We start from the raw sequence: 21244 nt of genomic DNA, 5'->3' as shown, positions 1-21244 counted from the left end.
GATGACCTGGTCGATCATCGCCCGCGACAGCGCCACCGGCCAGCTCGGCATCGCCGTCGCGACGCGGTTCTTCGCGGTCGGCGCGCTGGTGCCGCACATCGCACCCGCAATCGGCGCGGTGGCGACGCAGGCGCTGGTCAATCCCTATTACGGCATCGACGGCCTCGCGCTGCTGCGCGGCGGCAACAGCCCGCATGAGGTGATCGCGGCGCTGATTGCGCCCGACAGCGGCCGCGAGAGCCGGCAGCTCCACGTCATGGACGTCAGGGGCCGCATCGCGGCGCATTCCGGCAAGGACTGCATCGACTGGTTCGGCCATATCGCCGGCGACGGGTTCTCGATCGCCGGCAACATGCTGGCCGGCCCCGCGGTGCTCGACGAGACCGCGCGCGTCTATGCCGCGAACGAGAAGCTGCCGTTCGCGGAGCGGCTGATCAAGGCGATGTTCGCCGGCGAAGCGGCCGGCGGCGACAAGCGCGGCAAGCAGTCGGCGGCTCTCTTAATTCACGGCGCGGAGGAATGGCCATTGCTCGACCTGCGCGTCGACGACCACGCCGATCCCCTGCGCGAGCTGGAGCGGCTGGAGGCCGTCAGCCGCGAGCACTGGGCGCCATTCCGGAGCTTCATGCCGACCCGCGACAACCCGGCCGGAACCAGCGATCGCGCCACCATCGACGCCGGCATCGCGGCGGCAACCACGAGCCGTAAATGACAGCAGGCCCGCTGATCGAGATCGAAGGCCTGCGCGTCACCTTCCAGGGCGATGACGGCCGCACCACGCATGCCGTCGACAGCGTCGATCTCTCCGTCGCCAAGGGCGCCACGCTCGGCCTGGTCGGCGAGTCCGGCTGCGGCAAGAGCGTGACCTCGCTCGCAATCATGGGGCTGTTGCCGAAGCAATCCGCCGCGGTGTCCGGCGCGATCCGCTTCGAGGGCTTCGACCTGCTCGAGGTGCCGGACGAGACGTTGCGCGACCTGCGCGGCGATCGCCTCGCGATGATCTTCCAGGAGCCGATGACCTCGCTCAATCCGAGCTTTACCATCGGCGACCAGATTACGGAGACGATTCTGCGCCATCGCGGCGGCTCCCGCCGCGCGGCGCGCGAACGCACCATCGAGCTGCTGCGCCGCGTGCATATTCCCTCGCCCGAGAAACGCATCGACGAGTTTCCGCACAAGCTGTCCGGCGGCATGCGCCAGCGCGTGATGATCGCGATGGCGCTGGCCTGCGACCCGCAGCTTCTGATCGCCGACGAGCCGACCACCGCACTCGACGTCACCTTGCAGGCGCAGATCCTCGATCTGATGCGGGAGCTGAAGGCCGCGAGCGGCGCCGCGATCATCCTGATCACCCACGATCTCGGCGTCGTCGCCGAAGTCTGCGACGAGGTCGCGGTGATGTATGCCGGCGAGATCGTCGAGCGCGCGCCGGTCGACGAGCTGTTCGCCAATCCGCAGCATCCCTACACGGTCGGCCTGCTCGGCTCGATCCCGCGGCTCGATCGCCGCACCAGCCATCTCGCCACCATCGAGGGCATGGTGCCGAACATGGCGAAGCCGCCCGCCGGCTGCCGCTTCGCCGCGCGCTGTCCGTTCGTCGAGGATGCCTGCACCAAATCGCCGCCGCCGCTCGCGCTGCTGAGCCCGACCCACGCCTCGCGCTGCATCCGTGCGCCGCTGGAGCGGCTGGTGTCATGACCGCGCTGCTCGAGGTCGAAGGGCTGGTGAAGCATTTCGTCGCCGAACGCTCGCTGTTCGGCCGGCCGACCGCCCATGTGAAGGCGGTCGACGGCGTCAGCTTCACGGTCGAGGCCGGCAAGACGCTGGCGCTGGTCGGCGAATCCGGCTGCGGCAAATCCACCGTCAGCCGGCTGGTGCTGCGGCTGATCGAGCCGGACGCCGGACGGATCCGCTTCGAGGGCCGCGACCTCGGCACGCTCAATGCCGGGCAGCTGCGCGCATTCCGCCGCGACGCGCAGCTGATCTTCCAGGACCCCTACGCCTCGCTCAACCCGCGCATGACGGTGAGCCAGATCCTGACCGAGCCGCTGGCGCTGCATAATCTCGTCCCGGCCGCGGACCGCCGCGCGCGGGTCGAGCAGCTGCTGCGCCTGGTCGGGCTCGAGCCGCGCTTTGCGCGCCGCTATCCGCATGAATTCTCCGGCGGCCAGCGTCAGCGCATCGCGATTGCCCGCGCGCTCGCGGTCGAGCCGAAGCTGATCATCTGCGACGAGCCGGTGTCGGCGCTCGACGTCTCGATCCGCTCCCAGATCCTGAATTTGCTGCGCGACCTGCAGGACCGCCTGAAGCTTGCCTACATCTTCGTCTCGCACGATCTCGCCGTGGTGAAGCACATCGCCGACCGCGTCGCGGTAATGAATCTCGGCACCATCGTCGAGACCGCGGATGCACAGGCGCTGTTCGCCGCCCCGCGCCATCCCTACAGCCGCGCGTTGTTGTCGGCGATCCCGGTGCCGAAGCCGCGTGCGAAGCGCAGCCGCATCGTGCTGGAGGGTGAGCTGCCGAGCGCGCTCAATCCGCCCTCCGGCTGCCGCTTCCATACCCGCTGCCCCTATGTGATCGCGCGCTGCCGCAGCGAAGTGCCGCAATTGCGCGAAGATGGCACCGGATATGCATCGGCCTGTCACCGGACGGGCGAGCTGCCCGACGCGGAGGCGATCGTGCCCTCCGATGGCGGGTTCTCGCCGACACTGGAAAAGCTGGTGGCGGCGTTCAATGCGGCGGAAGCCTCGGGACAGCCCGGGGTTATTTCACAGGGAACAGAGGCGTAGGGAATAAGGGGTTGGCGATGAGATTTTGGCGCTTGGCGGTCCTGATGGCGGCCCTCGTGACATGGTGCGGAACGAGCGCGCGTGCCGAGACGACACTTCGCATCGGGCTCGCCGAGGACCCCGACATCCTCGATCCTTCAATCGGACGCACCTATGTCGGCCGCATCGTCTTTTCAGCCTTCTGCGACAAGCTGTTCGACATTGACGAGAAGCTGAACATCGTTCCGCAACTCGCGCTGTCCTACGAGAACTCGGCCGACGGCAAGGAGATGACGATCAAGCTCCGGCCGGGCGTCAAGTTCCACGACGGTGAGCCGTTCGACGCTGAAGCCGCCAAATTCTCGCTGGAGCGCCATCTGACGCTGCCGACCTCGTTTCGCAAACCGGAATTGGCTGCGCTCGACCACGTCGACGTCGTTGATCCCCTGACCATCAAGCTGGTGCTCAAGACGCCCTACTCGCCGCTGATCGCCCAGCTGACCGACCGCGCCGGCATGATGGTTTCGCCGAAGGCGGTGAAGGAAGCGGGCGACAAATTCGGCCTGCATCCAGTCTGCGCCGGACCCTACAAGTTCGTCGAACGCGTGCAGCAGGACCGCATGGTGTTCGAGAAATTCGGGGATTACTGGAACAAGGACAACGTCTTCATCGATCGCATCGTGTTCCTTCCTATCGTCGATGCCACGGTGCGGCTCGCCAATCTGAAATCCGGCGGGCTCGATCTGATCGAGCGCGTGCTTGCCACCGATATCAAGGACGTCCGAAGTGACAAGCGGCTCGTGCTGTCGACCGCACCTGAACTCGGCTATCTCGGCCTCACCATCAACATCGGCAACGACAAGAGCAAGGGCCGCTCAGCCAGTCGGAAAAGGTGCGCCAGGCGCTCGATCTGTCGATTGACCGCGAGGCGCTCAATCAGGTCGTCTTCAACGGCGAGTTCACGCCGGGCAATCAGTGGGTCAGCCCGACACACCCTTACTATCAGAAGGCGTTTCCGGTTCGGGGCCGCGACATTGCCAGGGCCAAAGCGCTGCTGAAGGAGGCCGGTGTCACGCTGCCCGTCGCCATCGACTACATGGTCCCCAAAGGCGCCGAGAACGAAGCCGTAGCCCAGGTCGTGCAGTCGATGGCGGCCGAAGCAGGCTTTGACATCAAGATCCGCGTGGTCGAATTTGCGACGACTTTCAAGCAGGCCCAGGCCGGCGAATTTCAGGTGTTTCAGATCAACTGGAGCGGCCGGATCGATCCCGACGGCAATTCCTATGTCTTCCTGCACACCAAGGCGCCGCAGAACGATGGCGGCTATTCCAACGCGGAAGCCGACAAGCTGATGGAAGATGCACGGCTGATCAACGATCCCGCCCAGCGCAAGGCAATCTACGAGAAGATGACCAGGATCGTGCTCAATGACGAGCCGATCATCTACATCTATCACCGCACACTCCTGATCGCCCACTCCACCAAGGTCGAGGGTTACCGGCAGATGCCGGACGGATTGGTGCGCGTGGTCGGGCTGAAATTGAAATGATCGCCACAGCGCAGGACACGCGGGGCCGACAATGCTGAACTTCCTCGCCAAGCGGCTGGTTCAGCTGGTCCCGACGCTGTTCTTCGTCTCGCTCCTGATCTTCTCGCTGCAACATTTGCTGCCCGGCGATCCGGCACTCGTCATGGCCGGCGAGGAGCGCGATCCGGCCGTCATCGAACAGATCCGCCAGCAATACCATTTGGATCAACCGATCCCGGTGCAATACGCCTATTGGGTCAAGGGCGTGCTCACGGGCGACCTCGGCGAGTCCCTGCGCAACAAGATGCCGGTGTCGAGCCTGATCGCGCAGAAGCTGCCGGTTACGATGCAAATCGCCGGCATGGCGATCGTGGTCGCCTTCCTGATCGGCATTCCCGCCGGCATCATCTCGGCGGTGAAAATCGGCACCGCGTGGGACTATGGCGCCAATTTGTTCGCGCTGTGGGGTATCTCGACGCCGAATTTCTGGCTCGGCATCATGCTGATCTTCCTGTTCTCCGTCGAACTTGGCTGGCTGCCGGCCTCCGGCTACGTGCCGCTCAGCGAAAACTGGCGCGCGAGCCTCGCCGCATCGGTCATGCCGGCCTTCGTGCTCGGCAATGCGATCGCGGCGATCCTGATGCGGCATACGCGAAGCGCGATGCTGCAGGTGCTGGAGAGCGACTATGTCCGCACCGCGCGCGCCAAGGGCCTGTCCGAGCGCACCGTGATCCTCAAGCATGCGATGCGCAACGCGCTGACGCCGATCATCACGCTCGGCGCGCTCGAGCTCGGCACGCTGCTATCGGGCGCGGTGCTCACTGAGCAGATCTTCTCGATCCCGGGCTTCGGCAAGCTGATCGTCGATGCCGTGTTCAACCGCGACTATGCGGTCGTGCAGGGCGTGGTGCTGACCACGGCGACGATCTACATCACGCTCAACCTGATTGCCGACATCGCCTACATCCTCGTCAACCCGCGGCTGAGGGGCTGATCGGATGACCGACGCTGCACTCAGCCCCCTCGCTCCGCTTGCCGTCGCCGAAACGCTCGAGAGCCCGGCGCGGCGCGCCTGGCGGCGGCTGATCCGGCGCAAGGGTGCCGTGCTCGGGCTCACCGTGATCGCGCTCTTCATCCTGCTCGCCGTGTTCGCGCCGCTGATCGTGCCCTATGATCCCATTGCGACGAGCTGGTCGCTGGTACGCAAGGCGCCGTCGGCGCAGCACTGGTTCGGCACTGACGAACTCGGCCGCGACGTGTTCGCCCGCGTCGTGTTCGGCGCTCGCGCCTCGCTGCTTGCCGGCGTCATCTCGGTCGGCATCGCGCTTGCGATCGGCGTGCCGCTCGGCCTCGTCGCCGGCTATCTCGGCGGCTTCATCGACGCGCTGATCAGCCGCATCACCGATGCGATGCTGGCCTGCCCGTTCCTGATCCTGGCGATCGCGCTCGCAGCATTCCTCGGCCCGAGTCTTAGCAATGCCATGATCGCGATCGGCGTCTCGGCGACGCCGATCTTCATCCGCCTGACCCGCGGCCAGGTGATGAGCGTTAAGGTCGAGGACTATGTCGAGGCGGCGCGCGCGATGGGCAACCCGCGCTGGCGCATCGCGCTGGTCCACATCCTGCCCAACATCCTGCCGGCGCTGCTGGTGCAGGCGACGCTGTCGATCGCGGCCGCGATCATCGCCGAGGCCGCGCTGTCGTTCCTCGGCCTCGGCCAGCAGCCGCCGGCGCCGTCCTGGGGCAGCATGCTCAACGCCGCGCAACGCTTCCTGACCAGCGCGCCCTGGATGGCGGTCTGGCCGGGGCTTGCGATCTTCCTGGTCGTGTTGTCGTTCAATCTGGTCGGCGACGGCCTGCGCGACGCGCTGGACCCGAAGGCGCGGTAGTGGATTCGTGCCACAGCGAGCGCCTATGCTCTCTCCGTCACCCCCGCGCAAAGGCTCGCCTTTGTCGCTGGAGGAGCGCGCATCTTGCGCGCGTCTCGAAGGGTCGACGGCCACCGACCGGGCCGTTCATCCTTCGAGGCTCGCTTCGCTCGCACCTCAGGATGACGGGACACCAAGTTCTCGTCGTTGCGAGCGAAGCGAAGCAATCCACCATCACCGAGCATGCGGAGCTATGGATTGCTTCGTCGCTTCGCTCCTCGCAATGACGGCGGAAGCTAAATCACCACTTCCCGCAGCACCCTGCGGCAATCCATCTCGTATTCGAGATCGACCACCGGCGGGCGGCAGAAGTGCCAGGTCAGGCCGGAGCGGGTGGCGCCGCGGCGGACCAGCTCGTCCACGAGCACGGGATGGATGTCGTGCACGGTGTAGGCCTGCACCGCCGTCGTCTCCTGCCAGCCGAAGCTGAACTCGGCGAGACGGCGTTCCATCTCGCCGGCGGTGAAGCGGACCTTCTCCCGCCACGCGCCGGGGCTGAGATCGCGATAGCAAACGATGCGGTCCGGATAGCTGGCGGCGCCACTGCGCGCCTCAGCGCCGCCGGCGATCACGAAGGACGGCGACGTCGTCGTGCTCGGCCGCGTGAACGAGAACGCATGGAACGACGGCTCGGCCGGCGGATCGATCTCGGGACAGACGTTGCTGCGCGCCACCGGATTGATGGTGCCGTCGAACAGGCCCCATTCGGCGAGCGTCTTGACGTAGTGCTGGTTGAAGGCGCGGAAGCCGTCCTCGGTGAAGGCGGCCGGCGAACGCAATTCGCAGGCGCAGAACGCGGTCAGCGGCCGGCCGGCATCGCGGATGTAGGCCGCGATCCGCGCAAAACCTTCCGCGAGCGGCAGCAGGCGATCGAAGCGCACCCGCTCGATCTCATAGCCCGCGTTCGCCTGCGCGCCGCTTGAATATTGGAACACGGCCGGAATGAACCGGTAATTGCCCGCCGCAAACTCGCTCGCCATGCCTGTTTCCTCCGGATTTCCTTGAGGCGAGTATTTTCTGCCCGCCGTCGGCAAAGGCTATCACGAGACAAAGAAAAGGCGGCAGTGGCTTTCGCCAGTGCCGCCTTCCCTGCGAGCATGAGCTTGGAGGGCTCAGGTCGGTTTCAGCGCGCCGCCGCGACGGTCGAGCTCGTAGTCGGCGATCTGCTTGGCGCGATCGGAATGGGCCGCGGCCTGGTGGTCGGTCGCAATCACCGTGTAGACCATCGGCAGCACGAACAGCGTGAACAGCGTGCCGATCGTCATACCGGCTACGACCACGAGCCCGATCGAGAAGCGGCTGGCAGCGCCCGCGCCCGAGGCCGTGAGCAGCGGCAGCAGGCCGGTGACCATGGCCGCCGTCGTCATCAGGATCGGACGCAGGCGGATCCGGGCGGCCATCTCGATCGCCGCGCGGCGGTCCAGTCCCTCGTTGAGCTGCAACTCGTTGGCGAACTCCACCATCAGGATGCCGTGCTTGGTGATCAGTCCGACCAGCGTCAGCAGGCCCACCTGGGTGTAGATGTTCATGGTGGCGACGCCGAAGAACAGCGGGATCAACGCGCCGACGATCGCCATCGGCACCGAGATCATGATCACGAACGGATCGCGCAGGCTCTCGAACTGCGCCGCCAGCACCAGGAAGATGATGATGATGGCGAACGCGAAGGTGACCAGCAGCTGGTTGCCTTCGTGGACGTATTGCCGGGAGTCGGCCAGGAAGTCGTAGCTGAAGCCGGACGGCAGCTTCTTGGCTTCACCCTGCAGGAACTCCACCGCCTGGCCCATCGAGACGCCGGGCATCGGCACCGCCTGGAAGGTCGACGAGTTGAGCTGATTGTAGTGGGTCAGCGCGTTCGGATCGACGCCGGTCTCGACCGAAACCACGGTCGACAGCCGCACCAGCTGCCCGGTCGCCGTCGGGACGTAGTAATCGTTGAACGCCTCAGGCGCGAGCCGGCTGGCGCGCGGCACCTGCGGGATCACCTGATAGGAGCGTCCTTCCAGATTGAAGCGGTTGACATAGTTGCCGCCGAGCAGCGTCGCCAGGGCGCCACCGATCGACTGCATGGTGATACCGAGGTCGCTCGCCTTGGAGCGATCGACCTTCACCCGGACCACCGGCTGGTTGAAGTCGAGGTCGCTGTCGGTGACGATGAACAGGCCGCTCTTGCGCGCCGCATCCTTCAGCTTGCTCATCTGGTCGAACACCTGCTGGAATCCGGCCGTCGAAGAGATCACCATCTGTACCGGCAGACCGCCGGGGCCGCCGGGCAGCGGCGGCAGGCTGAACGCGAACGCGCTGATGCCCTCGATCTTGGACAGCTCGGCCTGAACCAGCGGCTGCAGCGCCTGCGCGCTGCGCTTGCGCTCATCCCACGGCTTGAGCAGCATGCCCGCGAAGCCGCCCTGCGGACCGGTGATGCCGTTCAGGATGAACCGCAGGTCGGTCTCGGGAAACTTCTGGAACTCCTTGTCCATCTTGTCGCCGTAGAAATCGATGTAGTCGATGTTGGCGTATTTCGGCGCCTTGGTCACCGCGAACACGATGCCCTGGTCCTCCTGCGGCGCCAGCTCCTTCTGGATGTGCATATAGAGGAAGCCGACCAGACCGAGGATGGTCACGGCGAACAGCGCCGTGATCGGGCGGTAATCGAGCGAACGGTCGAGCTGACGGCCATAGGCCCGCGTCAACGCGCCGAACACGCGATTGACCACCTTGGCGAAACGCCCCTCCTCCGCGCTCTTGAGGAACACCGAGCACATCATCGGCGACAGCGTCAGCGCGATCACGCCCGACACGATCACCGAGCCCGCCAGCGTGAAGGCGAATTCGCGGAACAGCGTGCCGGTCACGCCGCCGAGGAAGCCGATCGGCGCGTACACCGCCGCCAGCGTGATCGTCATGGAGATGACGGGACCGACGATTTCCCGGGCACCCTTTAGCGATGCCTGCACCGGTGGCAGGCCCTCCTCGAGATGTCGATGGATGTTCTCCACCACCACGATGGCGTCGTCGACCACGAGGCCGATCGCCAGCACCATCGCCAGCAGCGTCAGCAGGTTGAAGCTGAAGCCGGCGGCCAGCATCAGGATGCAGACGCCGATCAGCGACAGCGGAATGGTGACGACGGGAATGATCACCGATCGCAGCGAGGCCAGGAACAGGAAGATGACGACGACGACGATCAGGACCGCTTCGGTGAGCGTCTTCTCGACCTCATCGATCGACGATTGGATGAACTTGGTGGAATCGTAGGCCACCTTCATCTTCATCGACGGCGGCAGGTTGCGCTCGAGGTCGGGGAACAGCGCGCGCACGCCCTTCACCAGGGTCAGCGGGTTGCCCTGCGGCGTCGCCTTGATGCCGATGAAGATCGCATGCTCGCCGTTGAAGGCGACGCTGGCGTCCGTGCTCTGCGCGGCGAGCTCCACCGTCGCGATGTCCTCGATGCGCACAAAGCCGCCGTCCTTCGCCTTCACGATCATCCGCTTGAACTGATCGATGTTCTGAAGGTCGGTATTGGCCGAGACGTTGGAGACGATGAAGAAGCCCTTGGTCTGGCCGGCGGCGGCCTGGAAGTTGTTGGCGGCGATCGCGGCGGCGACGTCGTTGGGCGACACGCCGCGTCCGGCCATGCGGGTCGGATCGAGCCAGACGCGCATCGCGAAGGTCTGGCCGCCGAGGATGTCGGCCGACGCGACGCCGTCGACCGTCGAGAGCACCGGCTGCACGACTCGGGTCAGATAGTCGGAGATCGACGATCCGGTCAGCTCCTCGCTTGAGAAGCCGAGATACATCACGGCGATGGTGTCACCGGTCGCCTTGGTCACGACGGGATCGAAGGCTTCCTTCGGGATCAGGTATTTGACCGAGTTGACCTTGGCGAGCACCTCGGTGAGCGCTTGGTTCGGATCGTGATTGAGCTTGACGTAGACCTGAATCGTCGAGGTGCCGAGCACCGAGTTCGACGTCATGTAGTCGACGCCTTCGGCCGACGCGACGGCCTGCTCGATCGGCGTGGTGATGAAGCCGTTGATCAGCTCGGGCGACGCGCCGGGGTATGACGTGGTGATCGTCACGACGGTGTTCGAAAGATTCGGATATTGCCGGATTGGCAAAACCATCGCCGCGCGCAGGCCGATCAGCAGGATCAGCAGGCTGACGACGACCGACAGCACCGGGCGCTTGATGAAAATATCAGTGAAGGCCATCGCCAACTCGATTCGTGTTCTGCCGGCTTGCGGCAAGATGTGGCGGAGGGCCGATGGCCCTCCGAGTTCGATGAATGAAGATCAGTAGCGCGGCGGTTCGGCAGGAACCGGCGGCGGCGGATCGGTCGAGATCGCAACCGGCATGCCCGACTGCAGCTTGATCTGGCCGACTGCGACGACCTTGTCCCCCGCCTTCAGACCCTTGAGGATCTCGACACGGCCCTCGACGCGGTTGCCGGTCTTCACGAAGGTGCGGTCCGCGGTCAGGGTGGTCTTGCCGTCGTCGCCCTTCTTCTCGGTGATCAGGAACACCGAGTCGCCGTACAGCGTGTAGTCGACCGCGGTTTCGGGAATGGTCACGACCGGCGGCTTCCCGGGCAGCACGATCGTGGTGGTCGCGAACATGCCGGGCTTGAGGATGCTGTCCGGATTCTGGATCGTGGCCTGCACTCGGATGTTGCGGGTGTCGGTCGCGATCTGCGGCTCGATGGTCGTGATCTTGCCCTCGAAGGTGCGGCCCGGATAGGCGTCGACCGAGACCCGTACGGCCTGGCCGACCTTGATCTGAGAGCTCTGCTTCTCGGTGACGGTCAGGTTGGCGTACAGCACCGACAGATCGGTCAGCGACACGATCTGCGTGCCGGCCGTCAGATACTGGCCGACTTCGACCTGGCGCACGCCGAGATCGCCTTCGAACGGTGCGCGCACCAGCTTCTGCGAGATCAGTGCTTCGGTCTTGGCAATGCCCGCCTTGGCCTGGTCGTAAGCCGCCTGCGCGGTGTCGACGGTCGATTGCGGACCGAACTGGCGCGACGCGAGCTGCTTGGCGCGGTCGAGCTGCAACTCGCCGACGGTCGCCTGCGCCTTGTAGTTGGCGAGGTCGCCCTGCTCCGGTGCGTCGAACAACTGCACCAGCGGCGTACCGGCCTTTACGTGGCTGCCGGCGGTGAACAGGATCTCGGTGATGCGGCCCGGCACGTCGGTCGTGACGTTGACCTGGTGCACGGCGACGAGATCGCCGACGGCGGTCAGCAGGTTCGGAATCACTTCCGTCTTCGCCTCAACGGCCGACACGTTCGCCGGCGGCGGCTTATTGTTGGCAAAGAACTGCGCGATCATGTGGCTGCGGAAGGCATTGAAGCCGACCAGCGCACCGACGAGCAGGGCCAGCAACAGGCCTACGATGATGAACCAGCGCACTATGCGGACGGGACGCTTGGCTTGCTTCTCCTTGATCGGTTGCCCCGAGATGTGGCTTTCGGTCTGAATATTCATGTCATGCACTTTCTGCAGTTACCGACGGTCCTGCGATCGGCGACGGCTGGCGGCCCAAATGAGTTGAAATTGCGGCTTCGGTAAGTCCGATGCCGCGAAGGATGAATTGGCAAAGCTGCCGCTCGGCCGCAGCGGCATCGCCGTAGGGGAGACATGGTGTCGCAGGCAGCTGGGTCAGCGCACCCATCAGCACGGTATGGTGCGCAAACCAGAACAGGTTGAGCGGCTCGTCGCCGATCTTCGTGGCCTCGCCGGCGGCGATCGCCCGCTCGAGCGAGGCGGCGAAGGTCGGGCCGATCAGCTTGCCGACCTTGTCGTAGAGCAGGCGCGCAAACTCGCCGTCGTCGAGATGGCTCGTCACCATCAGCCGCATCCGCTGCGCCTCTTCCTGGTCCGGCGCATCACGCAACTGCATGAAGTGACCGACCATGCCTTGCACCAGCTCGACCAGCGTCGCAGTCGAGGGCTCCTGCCCGAGCAGGTGCGCGAGATCGGGATCCGCCTCGCACTCCTCGGCAAGGATCTCGGCATAGAGCGCCGCCTTGGACGGGAAGTGCTTGAAAAGCAGCCCTTCCGAAATGGCAGCCGCGGCCGCCACGCTCTTTGTCGTGGTGCCGGCAAAGCCGTTGCGGGCGAAACACCGCTTTGCGGCGCTCAGGATCAACTGACGCCGCAAGTCACTCGTCATGCGTAAGGTAGACATTTGGGTCGTGAGTAATCACTCACTTTACCAAAAGTCAAGGTTCTATTGCACCGCGAAAGCCACTTTAAATAGGAGTGTGGCCGATCGACCCTCTGATGCGGTTCACGAGGTAGGTGCCGTCGCGGCTGGACAGCACACGCTCCAGATTGGCCCCGTCGATCTTCGCGCTGGCGAACCGTGGCCCCGCCGTAACGTCTTGCAAAGACGAGGCAAAAGCCTCGACCTCAGCCAGCGTGCTGATCGCCCGGCTATCCCCGATTCCGCAGGCTTTGGCAACACCCACGAGGTCGGCGGTTCCGCCGGTGTGGCTGGCCTGGCCGCCGGTCTCGCCGTAAGCCTCATTGTCCAGCACAATGATCGAGAGATTTTTGGGCTGCTGCAGGCCGACGGTGGCGAGGCTTCCCATCCCCATCAGCATCTCGCCGTCGCCGGTGATCACGACGACCGGCAGCGTCGGCTGGGCCAGCGCGAGGCCGAGCCCGATCATCACGGCGCCGCCCATGCCACCCCAGAGATAAAAGTTGCGGTCGTGGTCGCCGGCAGCGGCGATGTCATAGGTCGAGGCGCCGAGGCCGCCGACGGCGAACGCGCCCTTGCGATCTTTCAGCAGTTCGGAAACGACGGCACGGCGGTCGAGGAGATTGGCTTTGCTCATTTGGTGAAGACCTTTGGCCCGATCAGGCGCTGCGACAGCAGGACGGCGGTGGGCGTGCAGGCGTTAAAGGCCTGCGCTGCGCCGGCCTCGACGACTTCGCGGACTTCTTCAGGGTGCGAGGCGCGCAGCACCTTGATCCCGGACAGTTCGAGTATCCCTTGCGTGTTCGAGCCCATCGGCACCTGCCAGGGATTGAACTCGCCCCATTCGCCGCGCATCGTCACCAGCGTCAGGAACGGCAGGCGGAAGATCTGCACCAGCGACAGCATGTTGATGCAATTGCCGACCCCGCTCGACTGCATCAGCAGCACGCCGCGCTGGCCGCCGGCCCAGGCGCCCGCGAGCAGCGCCACGCCCTCTTCCTCGGTGGTCAGCGCGATGCCGCGCATCGAGGACGACCCCAGCACCCGCTCGATCAGCTCTGAATGGCCGGCGTCGGGCACGTAGGGCACCTGACGCACCTCGAAGCGCTGCAATATCGAGAAGATCTCCTCGGGCCAGGAGGCCGCAGTGTCGGCACGGGCATGCATTGGCGTTTCCGGTCTTGTTGTTTGGTCGCGACTGTAGAGGGGCGCGTGCGCTTCATCAAAGCGCAAAACCGCATATGGCTCTGCGATTTGCTCGCACCACGCGGCGCCCGGCGCGCTGTTCCCGGCGCCTGGCAAATTGTGTTGCGCGGCCGCCGCCCGCGGCTTACGATAGTTGCAAATGAAACTAATTGGGTTGGATGCGCCATGAACGGACACGCGCGGGAGCTGGCTGACGGCTTCGACCTCGAGAAGCTGACGCCGGAGTTCTATGCCGACCCCTACCCGACCTATCGCGCGTTGCGCGAGAGCGCGCCGGTCAAGCGGCTGCCGAACGGCTTGCTATTTTCTCACCCGCTACGACGACCTCATCGCCGCCTACAAGAACACCAAGGCATTCTCCTCCGACAAGAAGAAGGAGTTCTTGCCGAAATACGGCAACTCGCTGCTCTACGAGCATCACACGACCAGCCTCGTCTTCAACGATCCGCCGGCGCATACCCGCGTGCGGCGGCTGATCATGGGCGCATTGTCGCCGCGGGCGATCGCCGGCATGGAGCCTGACCTGATCGCGCTGGTCGACAGCCTGCTCGACCGGATCGAGACCCGCGACCGCTTCGAGCTGATCGGCGACTTCGCCTCGGCCATTCCGGTCGAGGTGATCGGCAATCTGCTCGACGTGCCGCACGACGAACGCGAGCCGCTGCGTGACTGGTCGCTGGCGATCCTGGGCGCGCTGGAGCCGGTGATCGGCAAGGAGGCGTTCGACCGCGGCAACAATGCGGTGAAGGATTTCCTCGCCTATCTCGAAACGCTGGTTGAACGCCGCCGCAAGAAGCCGGGCAATCCCGAACGCGACGTGCTGACAAGGCTGATCCAGGGTGAGGACAATGGCGAGCGGCTGACCGCGAAGGAATTGCTGCACAACTGCATCTTCCTGCTCAACGCCGGCCACGAAACCACGACCAATCTGATCGGCAACGGGCTGGTGACGCTCAGCCAAAATCCGGATCAGAAGCAACGGCTGATCGCGCAACCCGAACTCATCAAGACCGCGGTCGAGGAGATGCTGCGCTACGAAAGCTCGAACCAGCTCGGCAACCGCATGATCGTGGAAGAGACCGAGCTCGGCGGCATCAAGCTGCCGGCGGGCACGCTGGTCACGCTGTGCATCGGCGCGGCCAACCGCGACCCCGCGCAATTCCCCAACCCCGAAGCTTTCGACGTCGCGCGCACGCCGAACCGCCACCTCGCCTTCGGCACCGGCGCGCATCAATGCGCCGGCATGGCGCTGGCGCGCCTCGAAGGCGCCATCGCGATCTCGCGGTTCCTCAAACGCTTCCCGAACTACGCGCTTGACGGCGCGCCGGTGCGCGGCGGGCGGGTGCGCTTCCGAGGATTCCTCAGCGTGCCCTGCAGCATCAGCGCGTAAATTGTCTCCTGCGAATTTGGCCGGCGACACACTTCCCTGTGGAGGAACTGATGCCCAAATCAACTGCAGGCACGATTTGATGTAATCTCTCGTGCGCTGCAGCGGGAGTGACGCATGATGAATGCATCGGTCACTGATTTCCTCGCAACCGAGGCGCGGTTCGGCACCTACAATTATGAGCCGATCGGGGTTGTGCTGTCCCGCGGCGAAGGCGTCTGGGTCTGGGATACCGATGGCAACCGGTATCTCGACTGTCTCTCCGCCTATTCGGCGGTGAGCCAGGGCCACTGCCATCCGAAGATCCTCGCAGCCATGATCGAGCAGGCGCACCGGCTGACGCTGACCTCGCGCGCCTTCCACAACGACCAGCTTGCTCCCTTCTACCGCGAGCTCGCGGAGCTGACCGGCTCGCACAAGGTGCTGCCGATGAACAGCGGCGCCGAGGCGGTGGAGAGCGCGATCAAGTCGGTGCGCAAATGGGCCTATGAGGTCAAGGGCGTGCCGGACGGGCAGGCCGAGATCATCGTCTGCGCCAATAATTTCCACGGACGCACGCTCGGCATCGTCGGCTTCTCGACCGATCCCGGCTCGCGCGACCATTTCGGCCCATTCGCGCCGGGCTTCAAGATCATCCCGTTCGGCGATGCCGCCGCGCTCGAGCAGGCGATCACGCCGAACACCGCGGCCTTCCTGGTCGAGCCGATCCAGGGCGAAGCCGGCGTCGTGATTCCTCCGCCAGGCTATTTCGCCCGCGTGCGCGAGCTGTGCACCACGCATAATGTGATGCTTGTGCTCGACGAGATTCAGACCGGGCTCGGCCGCACCGGCAAGCTGCTCGCCGAGCAGCACGAAGGGATCGAGGCCGACGTGACGCTGCTCGGCAAGGCGCTGTCGGGCGGCTTCTATCCGGTGTCGGCGGTGCTTTCCAACAACGCCGTGCTCGGCACGCTGCGGCCCGGCCAGCACGGCTCGACCTTCGGCGGCAATCCGCTGGCCTGCGCGGTGGCGCGGGCGGCGCTGCGCGTGCTGATCGACGAGGGAATGATCGAGAACGCCGCGCAACAGGGCGCCCGCTTTCTCGCCGGATTGCAGGACATCCGCGCCAACGTGATCCGCGAGGTGCGCGGGCGCGGGCTGATGTTGGCGATCGAGCTGCATCCCGAAGCCGGCGGCGCCCGTCGCTATTGCCTGGCGCTGCAGGCGCGCGGCATCCTCGCTAAGGACACCCATGAGCACACCATCCGGATCGCTCCGCCGCTGGTGATCACGGGCGATCAGGTCGACTGGGCGACGGAGCGGATCGCGGCGACCCTCACGCAGGACGTTTCCTGACGGTTCCCCTCGCCGGAAGACCGTAACGCCGGCCGTAGCCACAACGAACGAATCCGACGTCGGTGCGTTAAAGCACTGCGGGCGACTGTTGAACGGAGAGCTAAGCTCATGCTTTCCCGCGGCGCTTTGCTTGTTGTCTTTTTGATTGGCAGCTCGATGCTCGTGGCGCACGGCGGCGCGTCCGCCCAGCCACACGGAAAGGGTCCACCGGCGGCAAGGCCGGCTGCACCGGCCGCGATGGCGCGTCCCGCCCCGATGGTACACGCCGCCCCTCCCGCAATGGCCAGGCCGCCCGCAATGGCGAGACCGCCTGCAATGGCTCGGCCACCCGCGATGGCACGGCCGGCAGCACCCGCGTTCCACGCCCCGCAACGACCGGCGATGGCGCCGCGCCCGACCCCGCATTTCGCCGCCCCGTCGGTGCGCCAGGCCCCCCATATCGCCGCGCCGCGTGTCGCAACGCCACGCCCCGAATTCCGTCGAGGAGCACCGCAGCGCCAGGCTCCGCATATCGCGGCGCCATCACGTCCGAGCCCACCGTCGCGCTTGAGCGAGCGGCCGTCGCCGACGGAGCGCGTTCAACAGCGCGCGCAGCAGCAGCAGCAAATGATCCAGCAACGCCAGCAGGCGGCGCAGCAGCGGCAGCGTGAGGCGCTCTCGCGCCAGACCACCGAGCGGCAAACCCGGATCGATCGCCTGCAGCAACGCGTGCAGCAATTGCAGTCGCAAAAGGTCCAAGGCGCACGCGCGCAACGCGTCCATGACCGTGCCCTGCAGGCGCAGAGCCGTCTGTTGCAGCGCGAGCAGCGTGCGCAGCAGGCCGACGTTGCCCGCCGGCAGAGATTGGCGCCGGCAGCGACGGTTGGCGCTGCTGTCGCGACCACGGCCGCGACACAGGCGGCTCAGCGTGAGCGATTTGCCGCGCGCTTCCGCGAGCAGGCAGGTGCGCAAGGCCAGGCAGGGCTTGCGGCGCGCCAAGGCGGCTGGGCGCCCCGGCATGCCTGGCGCCGCGGCAGCCACGCGGCCTTCGTGGCGTGGCTTGGGCCGGTGTTCTGGCCCTACGCCTATTCGGACATCTTTGACTACACGTTCTGGTCCTACGCCTACGAGCCCGGCTATTGGGCCTACGCCTATGACGACTTCGTCGACACCGTGTTCTGGGACACCAACAGTCCCTACTCCGCCTATGCCAGCATCAATCCTGGCGACTATCCGGCGACCGCAGGCCGCGATCGGTCCCGTCAACGCACCGACACGAGCCCGCAGGCAGTCAAGCAGCTCTGCGGCGAACCGGACAAGGGCGTCACGGCCTGGCCGCTCGCCGACATCGCGCGGGCGGTACGGCCGGACCAGCAGCAGCGCGCGCTCCTAGATGAGTTGAAGACATCAGCGGCAAAGGCCGCCGATATCTTCAAGGACTCCTGCACGGACAGCTATGCGATGACGCCCACCGGCCGCTTGCGGTCGATGGAGAACCGCATCAGCGCGACACTCGAGGCGATCAAGATCGTGCGGCCTTCGCTGGAGAATTTCTACAGCTCGCTCAGCGACGAGCAACAGGCCCGCTTCAATGCGCTTGGTCCGCACGTCGGCGAGCGTTCGGCGCAACAGGAGGCGACCGCGCAAGCCGGCAATTGCGGCGATTCGAAATCCGACCTGGCCCACCTGCCGATCAACCGGATCGCGGCCTCGCTTCATCCGGCGGGCAAGCAGAAGGAGGCGCTCGACCGCCTGAGCGATGCGACCACAAAAGCCATCGCGGACCTGCAGGCGGCCTGCCCGAACGACGTGCCGCTGACGCCGGTCGGCCGGCTGGAGGCGATGCAGCACCGGCTCGAGGCCATGCAGAAGGCCGCGAAGCTGATCGAGCCCGCACTGGACGAGTTCTATGCGATGCTGAGCAGCGAGCAGAAAGCCCGCTTCAACACGCTGCAGCGGGTCGCGAGCCCCTGAGACGGCCGGACGGCGATCCGGATCGCCGGGCGCGCCACAGAATGCCAGTCCCCCATCTTGCCTTTGCGGCCGGCGCGCAGCAATGTCTGGTACCGGCATCCCGATGCAATGCCGAATGACGGGGCGGGAATGAAGCGCGGCTGGATGAGCACTGGCGAGCTACGCGAGCGCTGGGGCGATTCCTTGTTGACGGTGCTCACTGTCCTGCTCCTGGTCATGATTTTCGTGGTGGCGCCGTTGCAGGCGTTGGGCCTGTTCGAATTCCAGATTTTTGAGCTCCTGCTCGCGCTGGTCCTGGTCGGCGGCGTCTTCCTGATGTCAGGCAGCACGCTGGCGGTCGTCACGATGCTGGTCGCGCTCGTCATGATCGTCACGGGCGGGATCCTGAGACTACGCTCACCTTCAATTTTCGATCTCAACCTGTTCGCCGCATCCTGGCTGCTCGTCGGCCTCACCATGGCCGTGACGGTGGCGCGCGCGACGTTCGCGCCAGGCCGCGTCACCTATCACCGTGTGATCGGCGCGGTCCTGCTCTATCTCACGGTCGCCGTGATCTTCGCGGCGCTCTACACCTTTGTCGGTACGCTGAGGCCCGATGCATTTCCCGGCATGAAGGTGGAAGACAGCCCGACATTGGCAAGCCGCGTCCTCTATTTCAGCTTCGCCACGCTCACGACGACAGGTTATGGCGACGTCGCTCCGTTGCATCCGATCGCGCGGAGCCTGTGCAATCTCGAGGCGATCTTCGGCCAGCTCTATCCGGCAACGCTGCTGGCGCGGCTCGTCACGCTGGAGATCGAGCACCGCAACGAAGAGTCGTAATGAGGCACGAGGCGCGCATGCGGCGCCGTGCCCACCTGACGGTGTCCTAGACCACCGTCCGGTGCCGCTCGATGCAGGTTCGCAGCACCTCGTCCAGCGGACGGCCCCACCAGTCATTCGAGAAGATCTCGATCTCCGAATAGCCGTCAAAGCCCTGCGCCTCGACGGCGGCGCGCACCGATCTGATGTCGATGACGCCGTCGCCCATCATGCCGCGGTCGTTGAGGATGTCCTTGGTCGGCACCAGCCAGTCGCAGACATGGAACGCGAGCAGGCGATCCTGGCCGGCGCGTGCGATCTGGCTCATCAACTCCGGATCCCACCAGATGTGATAGACGTCGAGCGCGACGCCGATCGCGCCGGTTCTGTCGGGATCGAGCGCGTCGCAGATATCGAGCGCATGCTTCGTGGTGTTCACGCAGGCGCGGTCGGCGGCATAGGCCGGATGCAGCGGCTCGATCGCGAGCGGCAGCTTGGCCTGCTTCGCATAGTCCAGCATCTCGGCGATGCCGTCGTGCACCTGCGATCGTGCCAACGCGATATCCTTCGACGCCGCGCTGCCCGGCCGTGAATATTGCGGCAGGCCGCCGACCACCAGCACGATGCAGGAGGCGCCGAGCGCGGCCGCCTCGTCGACCGCACGGCGATTGTCGTCGTGCGCCTCGCTGCGATGCGCGCCATCTGCCGTGAACATGCCGCCGCGGCAATAACCCGACAGATCGAGCCCGGCATCCCTGACCGCACGGACGGCGCGGTCGAGGCCGACGGCTGCGACCTGGTCGCGCCAGGGATCGATGGCTCGGATGCCATGGCGCGCGCAGGCCTCGACGATGGCGAGGAGATCGCCCTGCTTGCTGACGGTCGCCGTGTTCAGCGACAGCCAGCGATGATCGTTGGAGAAGTCGCGCATCAGGCGTCGATGCCACGGGTGGCCAGGATCGTCGTCATCCGGCGCGTCGCGAGCTCCGGATTGGCGAGCAGACCGGCCTTGTCGGCGAGCCGGAACAGCTCTGCAAGATGCAAGGTCGAGCGCGCGCTCTCCTGCCCGCCGACCATCGTGAAATGATCCTGGTGCCCGTTGAGATAGGCCATGAACACGATGCCGGTCTTGTAGAAGCGCGTCAGCGCCTTGAAGATGTGGCGCGACAGCGGCACCGTCGGTCCAAGCACATCGTGGAAGCTGGCCTCATCGCCGGCCGCGAGCCGCGACAGCGCGTAGGACGCCGCCGGTGCGATCGCATCGAAAATGCCGAGCAGCGCGTGGGAAAATCCCTTGTCGTCGCCGGCGATCAGTTCGGCATAGTTGAAGTCGTCGCCGGTGTACATTTTGACCCGCGGATCGAGTCGGCGCCGCATGTCGATCTCGCGCTGCTTGTCGAGCAGCGAGACCTTGACGCCATCGACCTTGGCCGCATTGGCGTTGATGATGGCAACCGCCGTATCCATCGCCTTGTCGAGATCGGCCGTACCCCAGTAACCTGACAGGGCCGGATCGAACATGTCGCCGAGCCAGTGAATGATCACGGGCTCACGGACCTGCGACAGCACACGGTCGTAGACCCTAGCGTAATCCACCGCGCTCTGGCCGAGCTTTGCCAATGCGCGCGAGGCCATCAGGATGATGCGGCCGCCGGCCTTCTCCACTGCCGCGATCTGCTCCTCATAGGCACGGATCACATCATCGATCGACCTGGCATCTTCCACCGCGAGATGGTCGGTGCCGGCGCCGGAAAACACCAGCGCATTGCCCCTGGCCTTCGCCGCCTTCACCGAGCGCTGGATCAGTTCGAGCGAGGTCGGCCAATCCAGCCCCATGCCGCGCTGCGCGGTGTCCATGGCTTCCGCGACGCCGAGGCCGAGGTCCCAGACGTGCTCGCGAAACGCGATCGTCTTGTCCCAGTCGATCGCCGCGGCCAGCCAGGGATCGACGTCGGCGCGCGGATCGGCCACCACATGCGCCGCCGAGAACGCCACGCGGTTCAGCGTACCCTCGAGCTTCGCCGGAAAGGTCCGCGACGCCGCCAGGCGATAGGTCTCGAGGCCGCCGCCAGCGGTCGGCAGCTTCAGCGACAGCGATGACATCGGTCGGACAGGCTTGTTCATG

The 21244-nt window shown here is 65.6% G+C and carries 17 protein-coding genes and 2 pseudogenes; 10 read left to right on the top strand and 9 right to left on the bottom strand.

The window, feature by feature from the left end; all coding sequences use genetic code 11:
• Position 1: 1 nt before the first annotated feature.
• From ACVW1B_RS05710 to ACVW1B_RS05685, 6 genes and pseudogenes are all read left to right on the top strand, one after another.
• A complete protein-coding gene (locus ACVW1B_RS05710; RefSeq protein ID WP_456781238.1) occupies positions 2 to 712 on the top strand; it encodes a DUF1028 domain-containing protein in 711 nt (236 codons plus the stop codon).
• Positions 709 to 1698, top strand: a complete 990-nt coding sequence (locus tag ACVW1B_RS05705; protein ID WP_456781239.1) for an ABC transporter ATP-binding protein — start codon at positions 709 to 711, stop codon at positions 1696 to 1698. Before ACVW1B_RS05710 ends, ACVW1B_RS05705 begins: the two co-directional genes overlap by 4 nt.
• A complete protein-coding gene (locus ACVW1B_RS05700; protein WP_456781240.1) occupies positions 1695 to 2792 on the top strand; it encodes an ABC transporter ATP-binding protein in 1098 nt (365 codons plus the stop codon). The genes ACVW1B_RS05705 and ACVW1B_RS05700 overlap by 4 nt, the downstream gene beginning before the upstream one ends.
• A gap of 17 nt (positions 2793 to 2809) precedes the next feature.
• Positions 2810 to 4320: pseudogene (locus ACVW1B_RS05695) on the top strand (ABC transporter substrate-binding protein).
• Between the two features lie 31 nt (positions 4321 to 4351).
• Positions 4352 to 5293 (top strand): ABC transporter permease, encoded by a 942-nt coding sequence (locus tag ACVW1B_RS05690; protein ID WP_016842919.1) that lies wholly within the window; start codon positions 4352 to 4354, stop codon positions 5291 to 5293.
• A gap of 4 nt (positions 5294 to 5297) precedes the next feature.
• Entirely contained in the window at positions 5298 to 6188 is an 891-nt protein-coding gene (locus tag ACVW1B_RS05685; protein ID WP_456781241.1) for an ABC transporter permease, read from the top strand.
• Positions 6189 to 6463: 275 nt separating this feature from the next.
• Here ACVW1B_RS05685 and cnbZ read toward each other — a convergent pair whose 3' ends face one another.
• The 6 genes from cnbZ to ACVW1B_RS05655 form a co-directional block, all read right to left on the bottom strand.
• A complete protein-coding gene (cnbZ, locus tag ACVW1B_RS05680; RefSeq protein ID WP_456821322.1) occupies positions 6464 to 7207 on the bottom strand; it encodes a 2-amino-5-chloromuconate deaminase CnbZ in 744 nt (247 codons plus the stop codon).
• Positions 7208 to 7339: 132 nt separating this feature from the next.
• A complete protein-coding gene (locus ACVW1B_RS05675) occupies positions 7340 to 10441 on the bottom strand; it encodes a multidrug efflux RND transporter permease subunit (protein ID WP_253609674.1) in 3102 nt (1033 codons plus the stop codon).
• A gap of 81 nt (positions 10442 to 10522) precedes the next feature.
• A complete protein-coding gene (locus ACVW1B_RS05670; protein ID WP_456781242.1) occupies positions 10523 to 11716 on the bottom strand; it encodes an efflux RND transporter periplasmic adaptor subunit in 1194 nt (397 codons plus the stop codon).
• Between the two features lies 1 nt (position 11717).
• Positions 11718 to 12419, bottom strand: coding sequence for a TetR/AcrR family transcriptional regulator (locus ACVW1B_RS05665; RefSeq protein ID WP_026192475.1), 702 nt, complete (start codon positions 12417 to 12419; stop codon positions 11718 to 11720).
• Positions 12420 to 12483: 64 nt separating this feature from the next.
• Complete coding sequence (locus ACVW1B_RS05660) at positions 12484 to 13074, bottom strand: thiamine pyrophosphate-dependent enzyme (RefSeq protein WP_456781243.1); 591 nt, start codon at positions 13072 to 13074, stop codon at positions 12484 to 12486.
• Positions 13071 to 13604, bottom strand: a complete 534-nt coding sequence (locus ACVW1B_RS05655; protein WP_456781244.1) for a phosphonopyruvate decarboxylase — start codon at positions 13602 to 13604, stop codon at positions 13071 to 13073. Before ACVW1B_RS05655 ends, ACVW1B_RS05660 begins: the two co-directional genes overlap by 4 nt.
• A 204-nt stretch (positions 13605 to 13808) precedes the next feature.
• Here ACVW1B_RS05655 and ACVW1B_RS05650 point away from each other — a divergent pair.
• Both ACVW1B_RS05650 and rocD read left to right on the top strand, forming a co-directional pair.
• Positions 13809 to 15033, top strand: a pseudogene (locus ACVW1B_RS05650) (cytochrome P450).
• A gap of 117 nt (positions 15034 to 15150) precedes the next feature.
• Positions 15151 to 16365 carry an ornithine--oxo-acid transaminase gene (gene rocD / locus ACVW1B_RS05645; protein WP_456823003.1) on the top strand — a complete coding sequence of 405 codons (1215 nt, stop codon included), beginning with the start codon at positions 15151 to 15153 and terminating at the stop codon, positions 16363 to 16365.
• 522 nt (positions 16366 to 16887) lie between these two features.
• Here rocD and ACVW1B_RS05640 read toward each other — a convergent pair.
• Complete coding sequence (locus ACVW1B_RS05640; RefSeq protein WP_456821321.1) at positions 16888 to 17343, bottom strand: hypothetical protein; 456 nt, start codon at positions 17341 to 17343, stop codon at positions 16888 to 16890.
• A 51-nt stretch (positions 17344 to 17394) separates the two neighbouring features.
• Between ACVW1B_RS05640 and ACVW1B_RS05635 the strand changes: the two genes are divergently transcribed.
• Together ACVW1B_RS05635 and ACVW1B_RS05630 are read left to right on the top strand one after the other, a co-directional pair.
• A complete protein-coding gene (locus ACVW1B_RS05635; RefSeq protein ID WP_456781247.1) occupies positions 17395 to 18318 on the top strand; it encodes a Spy/CpxP family protein refolding chaperone in 924 nt (307 codons plus the stop codon).
• Positions 18319 to 18462: 144 nt separating this feature from the next.
• A complete protein-coding gene (locus ACVW1B_RS05630) occupies positions 18463 to 19140 on the top strand; it encodes a potassium channel family protein (RefSeq protein ID WP_225160765.1) in 678 nt (225 codons plus the stop codon).
• Positions 19141 to 19186: 46 nt separating this feature from the next.
• Here the strand turns inward: ACVW1B_RS05630 and ACVW1B_RS05625 are convergent, their stop codons facing one another.
• Both ACVW1B_RS05625 and ACVW1B_RS05620 read right to left on the bottom strand, forming a co-directional pair.
• Complete coding sequence (locus ACVW1B_RS05625; protein ID WP_456821320.1) at positions 19187 to 20050, bottom strand: sugar phosphate isomerase/epimerase family protein; 864 nt, start codon at positions 20048 to 20050, stop codon at positions 19187 to 19189.
• Positions 20050 to 21243: a dihydrodipicolinate synthase family protein gene (locus ACVW1B_RS05620; RefSeq protein ID WP_456821319.1), complete on the bottom strand. Its 1194-nt coding sequence runs from the start codon at positions 21241 to 21243 to the stop codon at positions 20050 to 20052. Before ACVW1B_RS05620 ends, ACVW1B_RS05625 begins: the two co-directional genes overlap by 1 nt.
• Between the last annotated feature and the right edge of the window lies 1 nt (position 21244).

The organism is Bradyrhizobium sp. USDA 4502, assembly GCF_054063355.1.
The sequence above is the reverse complement of the archived record's forward strand: the minus strand, read 5'-3'. Positions and strand labels throughout refer to the sequence as shown.

Excerpts from the sequence above, each read along its gene's own strand:
- ACVW1B_RS05685 (WP_456781241.1), top strand. The coding sequence starts at position 5,298 with ATGACCGACGCTGCACTCAGCCCCCTCGCTCCGCTTGCCGTCGCCGAA.
- ACVW1B_RS05670 (WP_456781242.1), bottom strand. The coding sequence starts at position 11,716 with ATGAATATTCAGACCGAAAGCCACATCTCGGGGCAACCGATCAAGGAG.
- ACVW1B_RS05690 (WP_016842919.1), top strand. The coding sequence starts at position 4,352 with ATGCTGAACTTCCTCGCCAAGCGGCTGGTTCAGCTGGTCCCGACGCTG.
- ACVW1B_RS05675 (WP_253609674.1), bottom strand. The coding sequence starts at position 10,441 with ATGGCCTTCACTGATATTTTCATCAAGCGCCCGGTGCTGTCGGTCGTC.
- rocD (WP_456823003.1), top strand. The coding sequence starts at position 15,151 with ATGAATGCATCGGTCACTGATTTCCTCGCAACCGAGGCGCGGTTCGGC.
- ACVW1B_RS05625 (WP_456821320.1), bottom strand. The coding sequence starts at position 20,050 with ATGCGCGACTTCTCCAACGATCATCGCTGGCTGTCGCTGAACACGGCG.
- ACVW1B_RS05630 (WP_225160765.1), top strand. The coding sequence starts at position 18,463 with ATGAGCACTGGCGAGCTACGCGAGCGCTGGGGCGATTCCTTGTTGACG.
- ACVW1B_RS05655 (WP_456781244.1), bottom strand. The coding sequence starts at position 13,604 with ATGCATGCCCGTGCCGACACTGCGGCCTCCTGGCCCGAGGAGATCTTC.
- ACVW1B_RS05620 (WP_456821319.1), bottom strand. The coding sequence starts at position 21,243 with ATGAACAAGCCTGTCCGACCGATGTCATCGCTGTCGCTGAAGCTGCCG.
- ACVW1B_RS05700 (WP_456781240.1), top strand. The coding sequence starts at position 1,695 with ATGACCGCGCTGCTCGAGGTCGAAGGGCTGGTGAAGCATTTCGTCGCC.
- cnbZ (WP_456821322.1), bottom strand. The coding sequence starts at position 7,207 with ATGGCGAGCGAGTTTGCGGCGGGCAATTACCGGTTCATTCCGGCCGTG.
- ACVW1B_RS05660 (WP_456781243.1), bottom strand. The coding sequence starts at position 13,074 with ATGAGCAAAGCCAATCTCCTCGACCGCCGTGCCGTCGTTTCCGAACTG.
- ACVW1B_RS05705 (WP_456781239.1), top strand. The coding sequence starts at position 709 with ATGACAGCAGGCCCGCTGATCGAGATCGAAGGCCTGCGCGTCACCTTC.
- ACVW1B_RS05710 (WP_456781238.1), top strand. The coding sequence starts at position 2 with ATGACCTGGTCGATCATCGCCCGCGACAGCGCCACCGGCCAGCTCGGC.
- ACVW1B_RS05665 (WP_026192475.1), bottom strand. The coding sequence starts at position 12,419 with ATGTCTACCTTACGCATGACGAGTGACTTGCGGCGTCAGTTGATCCTG.